The organism is Parafrankia colletiae, from assembly GCF_001854655.1.
Taxonomy (GTDB): domain Bacteria; phylum Actinomycetota; class Actinomycetes; order Frankiales; family Frankiaceae; genus Parafrankia; species Parafrankia colletiae.
Genome location: NZ_MBLM01000006.1, coordinates 1 through 4,649 on the forward strand (window position 1 = coordinate 1; position 4,649 = coordinate 4,649).

The following is a 4,649-nucleotide window of genomic DNA, read 5'->3' on the forward strand; positions in this document are numbered from 1 at the left end:
ACGCGTAGCCCGCGGAAGTCGGCGCCGTGTGGGAAGAAGCGGACGTCCGGGCTGATCCCGCCCGTGGCCACGTCCGCATCGAGGCGTGCCATCCATGCGCCGACGCCGTCCGGGTAGAACTGGTCGTCCCACGCCGAGTACAGCGAGTTCGTCAGGTAGACGCGACGTCCGTCACGGCTGATCTCGACCATCTGCGGCCCGCCGGCGAGTGGCTCGTCCGGGGCGGCCTGATGGGGGGTGCGGCGCATGATCCCACCCAGGCGCACCGACCCGACCTCCCGTGGTGAGARCGGGTCCCGAACGTCGAACTGTTTGAGCTCCCCGGTTCCCCAGCAGGACACGTAAAGCCATCGATCGTCGACGGACAGGTCGATGTCGGTCACCAATGCGGGGACCGCGCCGAACGGACGGATGACCGGTGGAAGGTCAGCCGGGTCCGCGGGTTCGGGCGGGATCGTGATGACCTTCCGCGCGGCCCACCGGTCACCGTCTCGGTACCACAGCCACACTGACGCGGAAAGATCCGTGACGTTCGTGACGACGCCGGCGAAACCGTGGGAGACACGCGGATCGTGRGCCGGGCGCACCTCCAGCACCATCTGGTTGTCGTGCCCCAGATCGATGGTCTGCTGGTGGCGACCGCTGCCGAGGTCCCAGAAGTGCAGAGCGTGGCCGTACTGCCGGCCGAGCAGGAGCTCGGTGTTGACCCCGTCCTCGATCATTGACGGCGTGCCCCACTCGGAGGTGACCGCCACTCCCTGCGTGAGGTGCCACCACACGTCGTACGCCAGGTACTGCGGGCCTCGGTCGCGTTCCCAGGGCCCGACCACGTCGAACGTGTCGTGATCGAGCAGCGCCACCCCGCCGGGTCCATCGGAGCCGTCTGCCCCACCCAGCGCCGACAGGTAAAGACCATGCGGCCCGCAGTGGACAGTGTGCGGCCGGGAGTAGCCGGCCTTGGTGGCGAGCTCGGCCGCCTCGATCGTGCGCACCACGCGCGGGCTGCGTAGATCTGGCCGGGTATCCAGTACGTGGATCCGGGAGGACCGCAGCCCCGGGACGATGAGATAACGTCGCTCGATGCTGGCGGTATGTCCGTGGTTCTCGTGGCAGAGCGCGCTACTGCACGCGTTCCAGCCGAAGTGGTGCAACTCGTTGCGGCGCCCTGGCAGGTCGGTCCAACCGACGATCTGGCCATAGGACGACGAGGTGGAATCAACGTCGATGACGGTCATCGCATCCGATATGGTTCCCTTCGGATCGAACGCGGCGACATAGGCCAGCCGCTCCGGCGGGGCCGCCGCAGCGTCGCCGGGCGAGCGGTAGAAAGTCGGATCCGGGTTGCTCACAGCCACTCCTCGATCAGGAGAACAGGGTGGTCCAGCTCGTAAGGTCGTTAAACCACGTCCGTCCGCATTTCGAAGTCAGCCTGTCCAGTCACCCTCATTGCCCCGTTTGAAATACTGAAACCAGTGGCTGGACCTGGATTCAGCGCGCAAGTCTCGCCGATCGGCCGCGGAGCGGTTTGGTGCGGGAGACGATCCCGCCAATCTCGCCGTCCAACTCGTCGCGATCGGAGAACCCGACCGGGCCCGTGCGCTGGCGCAGGACACCTGGGCCCGCTGGCGACGGCGGTACGGCGACGACGTTTCCGACCACCAGACGCTTCCCACCAACGTCGCGACCGCGCTGGCCGCCACCGGCGACGCGACTGGTGTGAGGGCTGCGAGATGGYCCGCTGCCACCGACACGCTGGCACCTCACCGACGGTGACGAATCGCCGCGCACGAGTTCCCCGACGCTCGATCACTCTGTGTAATCATCGCCGGGTGTCCCGTCACCAGCTGGGACGCACGACCGCCTTGTGCTGGTCGATCGACGTCTGCTGTCGGCCCGTCGCGGTGTCGGGCATCGGCGGGCGGCCCAGGCCGAGGAGCGAGCATGTCAAGACGTCTACCGCGACGCCGGGCAGGTCTGCTCGCGTCGGCCGGATCCGTGGGCCCGCTGGCCTGGCTCGTGCCGTCCGTGGTCGCGCTGACCGTGCTGACAGCGACAGCGACAGCGACAGCGGCCCCGGCCATGGCCGTCACACCGCCCGCTCCCGGCGGTCCGTCCGCGGCGGCCGACCCGCGGCCCGGCGCCGACGACTCCCCGCGCGCTGCCGTGGCGGCGCTGGCTCCCGCGATCACGGTGGCGACGTCCGTGGCGCAGGGCTCGTTCTCCGGTGTCGGTCAGACGCTCGACTTCGCCTACCTGGTGACGAACAGCGGGGACGCGCCGCTGACGAACGTCGTCGTGCACGACGCGCTCGCCGGCGTGTCTCCGGTGACCTGCGCGGCTACGGAGCTGGCCCCGGGGGGAACCACCACCTGCGGCGCGACCTACGTGACGACCCAGGCGGACGTCGACCACGGGCGGGTCGAGAACACCGCCGTCGCGAACGGCACGCCGCCGTCCGGCCCCCCGGTGACCTCGGCGCCGTCACACAGCTCCACCAGCTCCACGCTCCCACCCCCGACCGGATCGATCAGCGTCGTGGGCCCGTCGGATTCGCCCGTCTTCGGTGCTTCCCCGCCTGGTTTCCCACCGTTGCTCCTGACCGTCCCCTTCGTCGTCACCAACACCGGTGCCGCGCCGCTGCGCGAGATCTCCATCCTGGCAGCGACACCGCCGCGCACCCAGATCTCCTGCCCGGCGCAGGTACTCGCCCCCGGTGAGTCCATGAACTGCGACAGCCTGACAACCACCACCCAGACGGACGTGGACCGAGGATCGATCTACATCACCGCCGTCGTCAACGGCCGGCTCGCCACCGGCAGGTGGACGTCGGCGGCCACGACCGTCTTCGCGCACGCCGTGCAGAACCCGAGCCTCGTGCAGGGTTCCGTGGACACCACCCCTTTCAGCAAGGCCGGTGATCCGGTCAGCTTCACCTACCAGCTAGTCCGAAACGGAAACGTCACGCTGACCGACGTCACACTGGAGTCGTCACAGGCCGCCCCGGCCGCTGGCGTGCTCTGCGTCAAGACGCTGCCCCCTGCCAGCCCTGGCGGCCCGATCAACAACACCTTCTTCTGCACGGTCAAGACCGTCGCGACCCAGGCCGACATCGACGCCGGCTTCATCGCGGACGTGAGCCGAATCGTCGCCACCACGCCGACGGGCGAGCTGATCACCCTGCCGCCGCTGGTCATCGTCCGGCAGCCTCAGGGTGGCGGGCCCATCCCCCCGACGACTGGCGCGATCTCCCTGGCCAAGTCCGCCGCGCCGGCCGAGTTCGTCGGCGCGGGCCAGAGGCTGGACTACTCCTACCTGGTGACGAACACCGGCCCGGTCGGCCTGTCCGGCGTCCGCGTCGTGGACGGCCTACCCGGGCTGTCCCCGGTCGCCTGCCCGGCGACAGCACTCGCCCCCGGTGCGGCGATGACCTGCACCGCCTCCTACCTCACCACCGACGCCGCCGCGAACGTCGGCCAGGTCCGCAACGACGCGTTCGCCTACGGAACGCCGCCCGGCGCGCCGCCGGTGCTCTCCGCCCCGGCGGTCACGACGACACCGGGCCGGCCCGCGCAGCAGCCCGATCCCGGCATCGCCCTCGCGGCGCAGGTGGAGCCGACCACCGTCCCCGCCGCACAGCAGCTTCTGCACTACACCTACCTGGTGACGAACACCGGCGACGTCCCCCTGGAGAACGTCCGGCTCTCCGAGGCGCTGCAATCAGGGTTTGTGTCCTGCCCGAGCGGTTCGCTGCCGCCCGGCGGGTCGATGTCCTGCACCGCCGACTACAACATCAAGGATCAGGACGTCGCCCGGGGCCTGGTGGACAGCGAAGCGATAGCGACCGGACAGCCCCCGTCCGGGCCACCGGTGACCTCGACGCCCGCGGAAACCTCCGCGACACTGCTGCCGAGGGCGACGATCTCGCTGACAAAGTCCATGGTCCAGACGTCGTTCACCGGCCTGGGCGAGCCGATCGACATCACCTACGTCGCGACGAACACCAGCAGCCARCCGCTGACCAACGTGTTCGTGTACGACGCTCTGGCAGGTGTGTCGCCGGTGCGCTGCGCCGCGACGAGCCTCGCTCCGGGCCAGTCGACGACCTGCACCGCCAGCTATGTCACGACGCAGGCCGACTCCGACAAAGGCAGGCTCAGCAACAGTGCGTGGGCGGCGGGCACGCCGCCGACGGGTCCGCCGGTCGTCTCCGAGCCGGCGATCGCGACGTTGTCGGTACCGGTCCTGTCGCTGGTGAAGACCGCCAACACCACGTCCTTCACCGCCGCGGGTGAGCGGCTGACATACCTCTACATCATCACCAACCGCGGCCCGGTCGCACTCACCGGCCTCGTGGTGAACGACCCGATGCCCGGCCTGTCGGCCGTGGACTGCCCGGTGATGACACTGGCCGTCACCGCGATGACGATCTGCACGGCGAACTACGTGACCACACAGGCCGACGCCGACGCGCGGAAAGTCGAGAACGTGGCGACCGCGAGCGCGACCCCAGCGTTCGGCGCCACGGTGACCTCGAAGCCTTCAACCACCTCGACTCTACTGCGCTCCGACACCGGCCCTGCCGGACCGCCCGGCCCCGCCGGGCCAGTTGGACCTGCCGGGCCGGCTGGACCTGCCGGGCCGGCTGGACC

At 69.8% G+C, this 4,649-nt stretch carries 2 protein-coding genes; one reads left to right on the forward strand and one right to left on the reverse strand.

The window, feature by feature from the left end; genetic code table 11:
* A partial coding sequence (locus CC117_RS03385; RefSeq protein WP_198541711.1) for a selenium-binding protein SBP56-related protein occupies window positions 1-1,349 on the reverse strand: 1,349 nt, incomplete at its 3' end.
* A gap of 592 nt (window positions 1,350-1,941) precedes the next feature.
* Here CC117_RS03385 and CC117_RS03390 point away from each other — a divergent pair.
* A partial coding sequence (locus CC117_RS03390) for a DUF7507 domain-containing protein (protein WP_071082315.1) occupies window positions 1,942-4,649 on the forward strand: 2,708 nt, incomplete at its 3' end.